This window comes from Streptomyces sp. DSM 116793, from assembly GCF_057320905.1.
Window position 1 is genome coordinate 351696 of the sequence record NZ_CM170494.1, and the last position, 12559, is coordinate 364254.

The following is a 12559-nucleotide window of genomic DNA, read 5'->3' on the forward strand; positions in this document are numbered from 1 at the left end:
CTTGCGTGCTGCGGCGGTGTGCCGCGAGGTGTCCGGTGGCCTGTCGCCGGCCCGGGGTGGCACCCGCGCCCCGCGCTCACCGGCTGAACCCGGCGGTCAGACCGCGGACGAGGTGGCGGCGCCCGACCAGGTAGGCGGCGAGCATCGGCAGGGTGGACAGGACCACGGCGGCCAGCACCGCCGGGACGTTGATGGTGTGCTCGCCCTGGAAGGCCCACAGCGCCATCGGCAGCACCCGGCGGCCGGGGCTCTGGGTGAGGATCAGGGGGAAGAGGAAGCCGTTCCAGACGTGCAGGGCGTCGTAGATGCCGACGGTGACGATGGCGGGCCGGGCCAGCGGGACGACTAGGTGCCACAGGATCCGTGCGTCGTTGCCGCCGTCCAGGCGCATGGACTCGAAGAGCTCCCCGGGGATGTCCCGGATGAAGTTCGCGAGGATCAGTACGGTGACCGGCACGGCGAAGCCGATCGACGGCAGGATCAGCGCCAGCAGGCTGTCGTAGAGGTGCACGCGGGTGATCATGTAGTACAGCGGGATGATCGTGGCGTGCACGGGGACGGCGAGCCCCAGCAGGAAGACGGAGAAGGCGGAGCGCACCAGCCGGCCCCGGCCGCGCACCACCGCGTAGGCGGCCGTCAGGGACAGGGCGACGGTCAGCGCCACCGAGGCGACGGTGACGATCACGCTGTTCAGGAAGTAGGTCCCGAAGCCCTTCTCCAGCACCTCCGCGTAGTTGCCGAGGGTCAGGTCCCTGTTCGGGGCGAGCGGGTTGCCCAGGAAGAAGCCGCTCTGGGTGCGCAGGCTGGTGATGACCACGTAGTAGACCGGCAGGATGATCACGGCGAGCCAGACGAACCCGGCCACCGCGGCGGGCACGTTGGGCCGCCTGCGCAGGGTGCGCGGCCGGCGTGGGCCGAGCGGGACGGACGGCCGGCCGGTCCGGCTGCGGGGCCCGGCGGCAGGGGTGGTCGTGGTGGCCATCAGAGCCCCTCCTGGTCGCTGCGCATCCGGCTGAAGCCCGTGAACCTGGTCAGCGCGAGCGCCAGGGCGAGCCCGATCACGACGAGGATCACGGCCAGCACGCTGGCGGCGCCCATGTCGTTGGCGGAGAAGCCGGTGAGGTACATGTCGAGGGGCAGCAGCCGGGTGCTGTTGCCCGGACCTCCCCCGGTGAGGACGAAGACCACGTCGAAGTAGGTCAGCGAGCCGGTGACCATCAGCGTGGACGAGGTGATGATCGTGCCGCGCAACTGCGGCAGCGTGACGTAGCGGAACTGCTTCAGGCGTCCGGCGCCGTCGATGGTCGCCGCCTCGTAGAGCGAGGCCGGGATCTGCCGTACGGCGGCCTGGTACAGCAGCGTGTGGAAGGGCACGAACTGCCAGGCGATCACGGAGATCACCACATAGAGCACCAGGTCGGGATCGCCCAGCCAGTTCTGGGCGAGGAAGCCCAGGCCGGGCGCGCCGCCGATGCCGAAGTGCGGGTCGAGGATCGCCTTGAAGGCGATGGCGACGGCCGCCGAGGAGAGCAGCAGCGGCAGGAAGTACAGCGCGGCGAGCACGGCGCGGTACCGCTGGGTGCCGGCGGTGAAGACCCCGAGCAGCAGGCTGATCGGGGTCTGTACCAGCCAGGACACCACAATGATCTTGAAGGTGAGCAGCAGGGCGTTGCCGGTGACCGGGTCCTTCACCACGGTGGACCAGTTGTGCCAGCCGGCCCAGCGGATGGCACCGAGACCGTCCCACTGCGTGAAGCTGAGGACCACGGCGCCCACGAGCGGGACCAGGGCGAAGACGACGAACATCAGCAGCGCCGGGAGCACCAGCAGTCCGCTGGCGCCGGGGCGGCGCTCACCCGTGAGCGGGGAGCGGGCCGCCTGCGTTCGGGGGTGAAGGACCGACACGTCAACTCGATTTCAGGCGGAGAGGGTGGCGTTCATGTTGGCCGCGAACTTCTCCGGGGTGATCTCCTTGAGGAAGATCTGCTGGAGGTTGGTGAGCACCGCGTCCCCGGCCTTGGGGGTGAGCGCCTGGTCCAGCGAGAGGGCGAAGTTCGAGGCTTTCGCGGACATGTCATAGACCGCGGAGAAGTAGTCGGGATCGCTCGACCTGGCGATCCGCGGGCCGAGATCGGCCACCGGCGGCACATTGCCCTCGGTGAGCAGATCGCCGACGTACTGGCTGTTCAGCAGACCGCTCTTCAGGTAGGCACGGGCTGCCTCCTTGGCGGCGTCGGAGGCGGACGCCGAGATCGACCAGAAGTTGGAGGGGTTGCCGACCACGTCGTGCGGGTCGCCCTTGCCGCCGGAGACCGTCGGGAAGGGGAAGTACCCGAGCTTGCCGTCCTTGATGAAGCTCGGGTCGGCCTGCTGAATGGTCTGGTAGGCGATCGGCAGTGCCAGTGTCATGGCCGCCTTGCCGGTGTATAGCAGGGCCACGTCGGCGCCGCTGTCCGTGGTGATGGAGGCGAAGTCGTCCACGAACCCGCCGGCGTCGACAAGCTCCTGGATCTTGGTGTTCGCCTCGGTCACCGCCGGGTCGGACCACGCCTTGTGCTTGCCGGCCAGGATGTCGTTCAGCACTCCGGGGCCGCCGATGCGGTCCATCAGGTAGGAGAGCCACGGCAGCAGCGGCCACTTGGCCTGGCCGCTCACCGTGAACGGGGCGATCTTGGCCTGCTTGAACTCGGCGACCTGGCTCATCAGTTCGTCCCAGGTCTTCGGCGGCTCAGCGCCGATCTTGTCGAACAGCTCCTTGTTGTAATAGACCATCACCGGCTTGATGCCGTTGTTCGGCAGCGCGTACGTCTTGCCGTCGACCTTCCCGCCGGCCGCGACCGAGGAGAGGAAGCGGTTCTTCACATCGGGGTCGGCGGCGAGGTCGCTGAGGTCCTCCACCGCGTGCGCCTTCACATAGGACGCCAGGACGCCGCCGCCCCAGCCGTAGATCAGCGTGGGCGCCTGGCCCGCACCCACCGCGGTACGGACCTTCTGCTTGTACGGGTCGTTGGCAAAGGACTGGACGGTGAACTTCTGGTCGGGGTGGGCGTCGTTCCACGAGTTGAAGGAGTTCCGGAAGACCTGCTCCGTCACGCCGCTCAGGATCCAGGCCGATGCCCCGTCACCGGAGCCGCCCGTGCCGCCCGTCTTGGGGCCCGAGGTGCCGCAGCCCGCCACGGCGCCGCCGAACAGGGCGGCAAGGCCCGCCGCGAGCACGGTCCTTCGTGAGCTGACCGATGCCGTCATGCTGTCCGCCTCTCTTCCCTGGCCACGACAGCGTGTCCAGGGGTGTGGATGGAGGGATGGCGCGGCACCAGTGCTGCAAGCGCTTACCGGGACCACGCCCAGGGGTCGCCTGCGGATGGTAGTGCGATCGGCGACGGCGCGCTGCAACTCCGTTGAGCTGCTTCCCCCTTGATCGGATTCGTCCACGGCCTCCGCCGCCGCGGCCCCTGGCACGCATGCGGTCACCGGCGGTGCAGGCCACCACGACCCCTGAAGTGATGGCCTGCCGACCGGTGCCGCTCACGTGTCACCGGACACCTCGCGCCGCCGCGGCGAGGCGCCTCGCCGCGGCGCCCGGCCATCGTGCTAGCACCCCGGCAGGGATGTCAATCGTTATCGATAACGTTATCGGTGACGGTGGGACAGGCCAGTAGAATCCGGACCGTGACCAGCAACCGAGTGACCATCCGGGAGGTCGCCGCGCACGCGGGCGTCTCGGTCGCGACCGTCTCCAAGGTGCTCAACGACCGCCATGGTGTGGCCGCGAGCACGCTGCGGCGGGTGCGCGCCGCCATCGACGAGCTCGGATACGAGTCGAGCCTGGTCGCGCGCAGCCTGCGCAACCACCGCACCAACGTCGTCGGCGTCCTGGTGTGGGCCATCGAGCCGTACAGCGCCGAGCTGCTGAAGGGCGTGGCCCGCGGCCTCAAGGGCACCGGGTACGAGCTGGTCGTGTACTCGACCGGTGCGGAGGCCGGCGGACGGGTCGGCTGGGAACGGCGGTACCTGTCCCGGCTGTCGGGCACGCTGATCGACGGCGCGGTGCTGGTGACACCCACGGTCTCCACGGCGGACATCGGCTCGCCGGTGGTCGCGGTGGATCCGCACAGCGGGGGCGACGGCGGCTGGACGGTGGCGGCGGACAACGTCCGCGGCGCGCGGCGGGCCGTGGAGCACCTGCTGGGTCTCGGCCACCGCCGCATCGGGTTCCTCGGCCGGCCGCCCCGGGACCTGGAGTCCAGCAGGCAGCGGGAGTTGGGCTACCGCACCGCCCTTGAGGCCGCCGGGGTGCCCTTCGACCCGGACCTGCTGCGCAACGCCGGCTACGAGGACGACGAGTCGGTGCAGGCGGCGCGGGCGCTGCTGACGCTGCCCGAGCGGCCCACTGCCGTCTTCGCGGCGAACGACGTGTCCGCGATCGCCACCATGGAGACCGCGCTGACCCTCGGCATGCGGGTGCCCGATGACCTGTCGGTGATCGGGTTCGACAACATCCCCGAGAGCACCATGGTGGAGCCCGCGCTCACCACCATCGAGCAGCCGCTGCAGCTCATGGGACAGCGGGCGGTGGAGATGCTGCTGGATCTCCTCGCGGAGCGCGAGCCGGCACAGGGGCAGGTGATGCTCCCGACTCGGCTGGTGGTGCGGGGATCGTGTGCGGAGCCGCCCGGGGTGCGGGGTCGGGCCGGCGGGCTCGGGGGGTCCGTGGCGGACGCGGGGGCTTCGCACGTGGTGCGGTGAGTCCCGGCTTCGGGTGCTTGTGGGTTGGGGCGTCCACGGCTGTGGCGTCCACGGCTGTGGCGTCCACGGTTGTCGCGCCCCGTTCGTGGTGCCCACGGTTGTGGCGCCCACCGGCTTGGGGCCGCTTTCGGTTCGGGATTCTCGGCTTGGGGCCGTTTCGGCTTCGGAGGTTTCGGCTTCGGCACGTTTCAGCTCCGGGTGCCCACGGCTTCGGGACGTTTTCACCTTCCGGGCCCTACCGGCTTCGGGGCGTTTCCGCGCCCCTCCGGCGCGGGGGCGCCTGCCGCGGGCCCGGGGGCCTGTGCCCCTTGCGGTCCGTTTGCGGTCCGTTTGCGGTCCGTTTGCGGCCGTCGGCTGTCGAGGGCCGAGCGCGCGGTTCCCCCGGCCCGCGCCCCCGCCAGGGCACCCGCGCCCTCGCGATGCGGCCCCTGCCCCTGCCCCTGCCCACCGGACACCAGGGCCGACCACCCGGACCCCCGGCACGCCCTCCGGGGCTCCCCGGTCAGCTGACCGGGATGACGTCGTGGACGACGAAGGCGGCGGCGAGGGCCAGGAACAGGGCCCCGGACAGGGCGGTGACCAGGCTCTGTCCGCGGGCGCCCATGCGGCGGCCGGAACGTGCGACGGCCAGGGCGAAGGCGGCCTCCAGGCCGGAGCCGACGACGAACCAGACCACCGTGAACAGCGCGAGGCCGGGCCAGCCGGCCAGGTGCCGCGCCTGCAGCATCGTCGGGGTGCCGGTGGCCAGCCAGAAGGTCCATGTGAGCGGGTTGGCGAGGTTGGCGGTGACGCCCTTCCAGAAGGCCCACGGCTCGCCCGGTCCGGTGGACAGGCGGCCCCGCCACAACCGGTGCGCGTCGCGGACGGCCACCGCGGCGAGGCAGAGGAAGCAGACGGCTCCGGCGAGGCCCACCCAGAAGGAGGCCCGGGCCACGGCGGCGATGACCCAGGCGAACGCCAGCGCGGGTACGAGCAGGATCAGATCGGCGGTGGCGGAGCCGAGGATGACGCGCAGCGCGGGGCCGAAGCCGCGGGTGGCCGCGGTCTGCAGGATGGTGACGAAGATCGGGCCGACGGACAGCGCCGCTCCGGCGCCGAGCAGGGTGCCGAGCCAGAGCACCTGGAGCATGAGGGTTTCCTTGCCGCGGGGGTTCGAGGGACGGGCGACGTACGCGGCGCGCCGCGGCGGACCCGCGGCGGGCGGCGCAGATCCTGGGTCGGCCGGCCGGCCGGTCGTCCGGTCGGTCGGCCGTCCGGTCGGTCGGTCGGCCGGTCGTCCGTACTTCCGTCGCGGATGATGCCACAGGACGATCGCCTGACCGGAGCCGCCTCCGGCCAGGGCGGACCGGCACCTGCGCGCACGCCGCCGGTCGCTCCGGGAGGCGCCCGGTGTCCGGGCGGCACGCCGCGGTCCGGCGACGGCGTCCGTTCCCAGGGCGGCCAACCCGGGAGCCGCTGGGAGCGGGGGCCGCCGGTGGAGGCGGAACGCTGATCGTCTAACCTCCTTGCGGCCCTGTCCGGGCCGGGGCTCGACGTCGGGAAGGTCATGCGGGAAGACACCATCGTCCAGGCTGCCGCCGGTGTGCATCTGGTGCACGGCAGCAACACCAACTGGGTCGTCATCGCCGAGGGCGACGACGTCACCCTGATCGACACCGGCTACCCGGGCGACCGCCGCCTGCTGCTCGACTCGCTGGCGATCCTCGGCCACCGCCCGGAGGCGGTGCGCGCGATCCTCGTCACGCATGCGCACTCGGACCACATCGGGTCGGTCGAGTACCTGAACGCCACCCATGGCACACCGGTGTACCTGCACGAGGCCGAAGTGCCGCACGCCCGGCGGGAGTTCCTGCACCAGGTCTCCGTCGGCCAGGTCCTCGCCAACGCATGGCGGCCGCGTGTGCTGCCCTGGGTGGTGCACGCGGTGCGCGCCGGCGGACTCGGGGACGTCCGGGTGAGCTCCCCGCAGGCGTTCCCCGCCGCGGAGCCGCTGGACCTGCCCGGTGGGCCGGTGCCCGTCCACACCCCGGGGCACACCGCGGGCCACTGCGTCTACCACCTGCCGGAGGCGGGCCTCGTGATCAGCGGCGACGCCCTGGTCAGCGGCCATGCCGCGACGGGACAGCGCGGCCCGCAGCTGCTGCCCGTGATGTTCGACAAGGACCGCGCCGAGACGCGCGAGTCCCTGCGGATCATCGAGAAGCTGGACGCGGACACCCTCCTGCCGGGTCACGGTCCCCTGCACCGCGGCTCCGTCCGGAGCGCCGCGCAACTCGCCTACGAACGGGCGTCCTGAGCCGGGGCGGCGGGCCGCTCAGTACCATGGCGTCCGTCCGGCCGATCATGGAACCGGCCGGCATGGACCTGTGCCGGAGACGGACCTGTGCGAGGAGCGATTCGTGCGTGACATCGCCGTGTTCAGCGGGAGCGCCCACCCGGAGCTGGCCGCGGAGGTGTGCGCGCACCTGGGGGTGCCGCTCAGCCCGGTGCGCTCCAGCCGGTTCGCCAACGACTGCCTCGAGGTCCAGTTGCAGGACAACTGCCGCGAGCGTGACGTCTTCCTGATCCAGCCGCTGGTCGCCCCGGTGCAGGAGCACCTGGTGGAGCTGCTGCTGATGTGCGACGCGGCCCGTGGCGCGTCGGCCGCGCGGATCACCGTCGTCATGCCGCACTTCTCATACGCGCGCTCCGACAAGAAGGACGCACCCCGGATCTCCATCGGCGGACGGCTCATCGCGGACCTGCTGGTCGCGGCCGGCGCGAGCCGGGTGCTCGCGATGACCCTGCACTCCCCGCAGGTGCACGGGTTCTTCTCGGTGCCGGTGGACCACCTGCACGCGCTGCGGGAGCTGGCCGGGCACTTCCAGGGCCACGACCTGTCCCGCGCCACGGTGGTCTCCCCCGACCTCGGCAACGCCAAGGAGGCGGCGGCGTTCGCACGGATGCTGGGGGCGCAGGTGGCGGCCGGCGCCAAACAGCGGTTCGCCGACGACCGGGTCAGCATCAGCGCCGTCATCGGGGAGATCGCCGACCGTGACGTGATCGTCCTGGACGACGAGATCGCCAAGGGCAGCACCGTGCTGGAACTGCTGGACCGGCTGCGCGAGCTGGGCCCGCGGTCCATCCGGGTCGCCTGCACGCACGGCCTGTTCGCGGCCGATGCGCTGCGGCGGCTCGACGAGCAGCCGGACGTGCTGGAGATCGTCTGCACCAACACGGTGCCGGTGCCGGATGGCAAGATCACGCCGAAGCTGCGGGTGCTGTCCATCGCCCCCGCCCTGGCCGAGGCGGTCCGGCGCATTCACAACGGCGAGTCGGTCAGCGCGCTGTTCGACCAGGGCTGAGCCGGGCCCGGCCGGCCGCTCCCGGACGCACTGGGGTAGTGTGGCTGGTCCAGGCCATGGACGACCGAGGAGGTGAGACCCATTACCGCTGTAGCAGGTCGGGTGCTCCCTCTTCGCGACCGTCCGGTCCCCTCGGTGTAGGACACCGGGAGAGGCCGGAGAGGCCGGGGAGTGCCCCTCGGCGTCCCGAAAGGCTCTCCTGTCCCATGTCAGAATCCCCGTCATCCCCCGCCTCCGCCTCCCCCGCGGCCCCCGGTCCCGCGGCGACGGAGTCCGCCGCCGGAACCGCGGCCGACGCCGAAGCCGACGCGGCGGGTCTCACCGAGGCCGCTCTCACCGGGACCGGCCTCTCCGGGGCCGGTCCCGACCGTGCCGCCGTCGTCGCCAGGCTGCGCGCCTCCGGGTGCGTCTTCGCCGAGGACGAGGCGGACCTCCTGCTCGCCGAGGCCCAGGCGCCGTCCGAGCTGGCCGCCATGGTGGAGCGGCGCGTCGCCGGGCTCCCGCTGGAACAGGTCCTCGGCTGGGCCGAGTTCCGCGGCCGGCGGATAGCCGTGGCCCCCGGTGTCTTCGTTCCCCGGCGCCGTACCGAGTTCCTGGTCGGCAGGGCCGTAGCGCTCGCCCCGCCGCGCCCCGTGGTGGTGCTCGATCTGTGCTGCGGCTCGGGGGCCGTGGCCGCCGCGCTCGCCGCCGCACTGGAGGTGGCCGAGCTGTACGCGGCGGACGTCGACCCGGCGGCGGTGCGGTGCGCCCGCCGCAATCTGCCGGACGGCACGGTGTACGAGGGCGACCTGTTCGAACCGCTCCCGCCGACGCTGCGCGGCCGTGTCGACGTGCTCACCGCGAATGTGCCGTACGTGCCCACCGGCGACATGGCCCTGCTCCCCCAGGAGGCGCGCGTCCACGAGCCGCAGGTCGCCCTGGACGGCGGCTCGGACGGGCTCGACGTGCTGCGGCGGGTGGCCGCTCAGGCGCCGCGCTGGCTGGCGCCCGGTGGTCATGTGCTGGTCGAGACGAGCACCCGCCAGGCCGCCGCGGCCATCGAGGCGTTCACCGCCGGCGGCCTGGTGGCGCACCTGACCACCGACGCGGAACTGGGGGCCACCGTCGTGATCGGCACCCAGCCCGTGGCCACGGAGTGACGAGGGAGCGGGGCGCCCGCTGCCTCCGTCCCGGCGGGGCCGGGACAACCACGGGCTCCGGCGGCCGCACGAAGAAGTTGGTGACCCGGGCCGCACGGCACCTGGTGACCGGGCCGTGCTGCCGCCGGGTCGTCGCCAGCCCTGGCGGACTCCTGCCAGCCGTGTCGGGCCCCCTGTCAGCCGCGTCAGGCCGCCGTCAGCCGTGTCGGGCCGCCGTCCGTGCCCCCGGGCCGTGAGCCGCGGTGAGCCGCGGCCGTGCCCTCGGGCGTCCTCGTTCTGCCGTCTGGTGGCGGGTCCGCCGCCCACGGCGGTCCTGCCGCAGACGGCGGCCTCTCATCGGTGTGCGGTCCTGTGCGGCGCCTCCCGCGGCGCGGCTGTCCGGTGCGGGTCCATGCCGGTCTCGCCCTCCGCCCGGCCGCCCGCGGGGCCGGGGCCGGCGTCCGGCGGTGCGGCGGCGGCCAGGGCCTCCAGGGCGGGGAGGGCTTCGCACAGCCGGCGTGCGTGGTCGGGGCGCAGGCGGGCGATCTCGGTGGCGAGCTTGCCCGTGTGCTCCTGGCGCACCGCGTCCAGGACCGCGCGTCCCTCGTGGCTCAGGCTGATCAGGCTGGCACGCTGGTCTGCCGGGTCGGGGCGGCGCTCGGCCCAGCCGAGCCCCTCCAGGAGGTCGATCATCCGCGACGTGGTGGACAGGGCGATGCCCATGCGGCCGGCGAGATCGCTGATGCGCAGCGGTCCGGCGTCCGCGAGCGCGGCCAGCGCCGTCAGCCGGCTCGGGGTGAGGTCGCTGTGCACGCTCTGGGCGCGCAGCAGCGGCATCAGGTGCTGGATCGCGGCACGCAGCCGGGCGGCCAGCCCGGCGGCGTCCGCAGGCTCGGGCCCGGCAGGCTCCGGCCCGGCAGGCTCCGGCCCGGCAGCCTCGAGCCCGTAGTCGGCGGCGTCGGGCCCGGGCCCTGCGGCGGGCTCCGTGGCGGCGTCCGGCTCGGCCGCGGCGTCGGCGGGCCGGGCGGACGCGCCGTGCCCCGGGGTGTGGGCGGGCATCAGGTGCTCCTCGGTCGGGTGGTGGCGGAGCGCGGCGCCCCCGGCTCCGGCTCGCCGCCCAGGGCGTCCGGTGCCTGCGAGGCGTGGACGGCCGGGGGCGTGGGCGTCCGGCGTCCGCGGTCGTCGTGGTAATACCGGCCGCCGCGCAGCAGCGAGGCCAAGCCCGCGACCAGGCAGCAGGCGATGGCGAACGCGAAGGCCACGGACAGGCCGTCGGCGAACGGCCCCGAGATGAGCTGGGGGAAGAACTGCCGGCCCGTCAGGTACGAGGCGTGCCCGGCGGGCAGCTGGCCGAGGACATGGGGGCCGAGCAGCGTCCTGATGGGGTTGTAGCCGAGGAGCGAGGCGAAGAGCACGCCCACCGGCGGCAGGGCCGCGATCTTGCCGGCGTCGGCGGCGGGCACGCCCTGGGCCGTCAGGCCGGTGGTGAGCGCGTGCGGCAGGGAGCCGGCCAGGCCGGTGATCATCAGCGAGAAGAAGATGCCGATGGACAGCACCATGGCGGAGTTCTGGAACGTGGTGCTGATGCCGGCGCCCACCCCGCGCTGGTCGGGGGGCAGGCTGTTCATGATGGCGGCACGGTTCGGCGACGCGAACAGCCCCATGCCGATGCCGTTGAGCAGCAGGATCAGGGCGAACCACACGTAGGAGAAGTCCACCGGCAGGACCTCCAGGCCCACGAACGTGGCGGCCGCGAGCACCATGCCTCCAGTGGCGAAGGTGCGGGCGCCGAACCGGTCCGAGAGCCAGCCGGACACCGGGCCCGCCACCAGGAAGCCGACCGTCAGAGGCAGCATGTAGATGCCCGCCCACAGCGGCGTCTGGGCGAAGCTGTAGCCGTGCCGGGGCAGCCAGATGCCCTGCAGCCAGATGATCAGGACGAACATCAGTCCGCCGCGGCCCAGCGAGGCGAGCAGCCCCGCGAGGTTCCCCGCGGTGAAGGCCCGTATCCGGAACAGATCCAGGTGGAACATCGGCGAGGCGACCCTCGTCTCGATCACGCAGAAGAGGACGAGCACGACCACGCCGCCGGCCATGGCCGCGAGGACGAACGGGTTGGTCCAGCCCATGCTGTGCCCCGCGTACGGCTGGATTCCGTAGGTGATGCCGGTGAGCAGGGCGATCAGGCCGACCGCGAAGGTGACGTTGCCCCACCAGTCGAGCCGGGCCGGGGTACGCACACCGGTGTCGCGCAGGCGCAGGTACGCCCAGATCGTGCCGAAGACGCCGAACGGCACGGACACCAGGAAGACCAGGCGCCAGTTGACCGGGCCCAGCAGGCCGCCGAGCACCAGGCCCACGAACGATCCCGCGATGCCCGCGACCTGGTTGAGCCCCAGCGCGAGGCCGCGCTGGCGGGCCGGGAAGGCGTCGGTCAGGATCGCGCTGGAGTTGGCCATCAGCATGGCGCCGCCGACGCCCTGCAGGACGCGCATGGCGATCAGCCACACCGCGCCGTCCGTGCCCGTCATCCAGGTCGCGGAGAGCAGCACGGAGAACACGGTGAAGACGGCGAAGCCCAGGTTGTACATCCGGGTCCTGCCGTAGATGTCGCCCAGCCTGCCGAAGCTGACCACGAGGACCGCCGTGACCACGAGGTAGCTCATGATCAGCCAGAGCAGCAGGCTGGTGTTCCCGGGCTGCAGCGGGTCGACGCCGATGCCCCGGAAGATGTCGGGCAGCGCGATCAGCATGATCGACTGGTTGATGGTGGCGATCAGCACGCCGAGGGTCGTGTTGGACAGCGCGACCCACTTGTACCCGGACCCGGCCGACGCCTGTGGGGGACCCGCCTTCCCCACCTCAGCAGCCTGTCCCACGCGAACCACTCCCACCGCGGTCGACGACTCGAACAATTACTTGCTTGACATCAACCAATTTAATACCGGTGGGGCCGGTGACAAGGCGCGGGCCCGGGGCCCCTGCGCGGGACCCTTCCGGGGGGCCGTGCCGGGGGGCCGTGCCGGGGAGGCCGTGCCGGGGAGGCCGTGCCGTCGCGAGCGCGGAGAGCGGCGAGCGGCGCCGCGTAGCGCACCACGACCGCCCGACCGCGCCGCCGGTGCCCCAATGGAACGGCAGGACCGGACACACGTGGACGTGGCTCACCGCTGCGGCGCTGCTGTCCTGTGGCCGGCTCGCCGTGCTGAGCGTGGGGCGCATCGAGCCCGGCACCGAGCTGGCGCAAGACGCGATCCGACGGCGGGCTCGGCGGTGCTCGCGACCGCCGCGCGTCCGGCGGCGCTCGCGACGCGGCGGCGAGCGCGGCGGTGCACCGCCGCCGGTCGGTGTGCG

General features: G+C 72.7%; 10 protein-coding genes. 4 read left to right on the forward strand and 6 right to left on the reverse strand.

Going from position 1 to position 12559, the window contains the following annotated elements; genetic code table 11:
* Positions 1-76: 76 nt before the first annotated feature.
* The 3 genes from ACSMXW_RS01535 to ACSMXW_RS01545 form a co-directional block, all read right to left on the reverse strand.
* Positions 77-982, reverse strand: a complete 906-nt coding sequence (locus tag ACSMXW_RS01535) for a carbohydrate ABC transporter permease (protein WP_485803382.1) — start codon at positions 980-982, stop codon at positions 77-79.
* The gene (locus tag ACSMXW_RS01540) at positions 982-1806 is read right to left on the reverse strand and encodes a carbohydrate ABC transporter permease (RefSeq protein ID WP_485808555.1); all 825 of its coding nucleotides are present in this window, start codon (positions 1804-1806) and stop codon (positions 982-984) included. The genes ACSMXW_RS01535 and ACSMXW_RS01540 overlap by 1 nt, the downstream gene beginning before the upstream one ends.
* 111 nt (positions 1807-1917) lie before the next feature.
* Positions 1918-3246 carry an extracellular solute-binding protein gene (locus ACSMXW_RS01545; protein WP_485803384.1) on the reverse strand — a complete coding sequence of 443 codons (1329 nt, stop codon included), beginning with the start codon at positions 3244-3246 and terminating at the stop codon, positions 1918-1920.
* Between the two features lie 423 nt (positions 3247-3669).
* Here ACSMXW_RS01545 and ACSMXW_RS01550 point away from each other — a divergent pair, with 423 nt between their 5' ends.
* Positions 3670-4746 carry a LacI family DNA-binding transcriptional regulator gene (locus ACSMXW_RS01550; RefSeq protein ID WP_485803386.1) on the forward strand — a complete coding sequence of 359 codons (1077 nt, stop codon included), beginning with the start codon at positions 3670-3672 and terminating at the stop codon, positions 4744-4746.
* A 502-nt stretch (positions 4747-5248) separates the two neighbouring features.
* Here ACSMXW_RS01550 and ACSMXW_RS01555 read toward each other — a convergent pair.
* Complete coding sequence (locus tag ACSMXW_RS01555; RefSeq protein ID WP_485803388.1) at positions 5249-5875, reverse strand: LysE family translocator; 627 nt, start codon at positions 5873-5875, stop codon at positions 5249-5251.
* Positions 5876-6292: 417 nt separating this feature from the next.
* On the opposite strand from ACSMXW_RS01555, the gene ACSMXW_RS01560 reads away from it, so the two are divergent.
* From ACSMXW_RS01560 to ACSMXW_RS01570, 3 genes are all read left to right on the forward strand, one after another.
* Positions 6293-7042, forward strand: coding sequence for an MBL fold metallo-hydrolase (locus tag ACSMXW_RS01560; protein ID WP_485803390.1), 750 nt, complete (start codon positions 6293-6295; stop codon positions 7040-7042).
* A gap of 103 nt (positions 7043-7145) precedes the next feature.
* Positions 7146-8090 carry a ribose-phosphate diphosphokinase gene (locus ACSMXW_RS01565; protein WP_485803391.1) on the forward strand — a complete coding sequence of 315 codons (945 nt, stop codon included), beginning with the start codon at positions 7146-7148 and terminating at the stop codon, positions 8088-8090.
* 206 nt (positions 8091-8296) lie between these two features.
* Entirely contained in the window at positions 8297-9229 is a 933-nt protein-coding gene (locus tag ACSMXW_RS01570) for a putative protein N(5)-glutamine methyltransferase (RefSeq protein WP_485803392.1), read from the forward strand.
* A gap of 333 nt (positions 9230-9562) precedes the next feature.
* Here ACSMXW_RS01570 and ACSMXW_RS01575 read toward each other — a convergent pair whose 3' ends face one another.
* The gene (locus tag ACSMXW_RS01575; protein WP_485803394.1) at positions 9563-10267 is read right to left on the reverse strand and encodes a MarR family winged helix-turn-helix transcriptional regulator; all 705 of its coding nucleotides are present in this window, start codon (positions 10265-10267) and stop codon (positions 9563-9565) included.
* The gene (locus ACSMXW_RS01580) at positions 10267-12087 is read right to left on the reverse strand and encodes an MFS transporter (protein ID WP_485803396.1); all 1821 of its coding nucleotides are present in this window, start codon (positions 12085-12087) and stop codon (positions 10267-10269) included. The genes ACSMXW_RS01575 and ACSMXW_RS01580 overlap by 1 nt, the downstream gene beginning before the upstream one ends.
* Positions 12088-12559: the final 472 nt, after the last annotated feature.

What these genes read in the sequence shown, in the direction of transcription:
- ACSMXW_RS01570 (WP_485803392.1), top strand. Translation starts at nt 8,297, where the DNA reads ATGTCAGAATCCCCGTCATCCCCCGCCTCCGCCTCCCCCGCGGCCCCC.
- ACSMXW_RS01540 (WP_485808555.1), bottom strand. Translation starts at nt 1,806, where the DNA reads ATGTTCGTCGTCTTCGCCCTGGTCCCGCTCGTGGGCGCCGTGGTCCTC.
- ACSMXW_RS01545 (WP_485803384.1), bottom strand. Translation starts at nt 3,246, where the DNA reads ATGACGGCATCGGTCAGCTCACGAAGGACCGTGCTCGCGGCGGGCCTT.
- ACSMXW_RS01535 (WP_485803382.1), bottom strand. Translation starts at nt 982, where the DNA reads ATGGCCACCACGACCACCCCTGCCGCCGGGCCCCGCAGCCGGACCGGC.
- ACSMXW_RS01575 (WP_485803394.1), bottom strand. Translation starts at nt 10,267, where the DNA reads ATGCCCGCCCACACCCCGGGGCACGGCGCGTCCGCCCGGCCCGCCGAC.
- ACSMXW_RS01560 (WP_485803390.1), top strand. Translation starts at nt 6,293, where the DNA reads ATGCGGGAAGACACCATCGTCCAGGCTGCCGCCGGTGTGCATCTGGTG.
- ACSMXW_RS01555 (WP_485803388.1), bottom strand. Translation starts at nt 5,875, where the DNA reads ATGCTCCAGGTGCTCTGGCTCGGCACCCTGCTCGGCGCCGGAGCGGCG.